Raw genomic sequence first — 655 nt, 5'->3', positions numbered from 1 at the left:
GGTGTACTCGCCCCAGATCAGGGCGGGGGTGCGGCCGCCGTTGGCGCGGCCCGGGTTGATGGCGTCGGTGAGGGTGACCTGCTCGGCGATCTTGCCGGAGGTGTCCTCGCCGAACAGGGCGACGGCGGTGACCAGTTCGGGGGTGTAGCCGACGAACCAGGCGGAGCGGTTGTTCTCGGAGGTGCCGGTCTTGCCGGCGGCCTGGTAGTCGCCGGCGGCGCGGAAGCCGGAGCCGTTGGTGACGACGCCGGTCATGGCCTGGGTGACGGTGTCGGCGGCCCGGCGGCTGATGACCTGCTCGCCGGTCTGCTTGACCACGTCGACCTTGCGGTCGCTGTGCTGGGCGCTCTTCACGAGCGCGGGGTTGACCTTCTTGCCGTGGTTGTCGAGGGTCGCGTAGGCGCCGGCCATGTCGAGGGTGGAGGCGCCCATGGTGCCGAGCGACATGGCGGGGGTGGCGCCGAAGTCCTGGCCGTCCTTCATGCCGAGGGCGAGGGCGGTCTTCTTGGTCTTCTCCGGGCCGACGTCGACGATCATCTGGGCGTAGACCGAGTTGATCGAGCTGTTGGTGGCCTTCTGGACGGTGACGGGGCCGTACGAGCGGTCGTCCTCGTTCTCCGGGGCGAAGGGGATCTCGCTGCCGACGACCGGGCGC

At 70.2% G+C, this 655-nt stretch carries 1 protein-coding gene; it reads right to left on the bottom strand.

The genetic code is table 11. The annotated features are described in order from the left end of the window. A partial coding sequence (locus IF67_RS0138450; RefSeq protein WP_030993702.1) for a penicillin-binding transpeptidase domain-containing protein occupies positions 1-655 on the bottom strand: 655 nt, incomplete at both ends.

The organism is Streptomyces sp. NRRL S-1813 (assembly GCF_000719605.1).
GTDB classification, from domain to species: domain Bacteria; phylum Actinomycetota; class Actinomycetes; order Streptomycetales; family Streptomycetaceae; genus Streptomyces; species Streptomyces decoyicus.
This window is presented reverse-complemented; position numbering and strand designations above follow the sequence as displayed.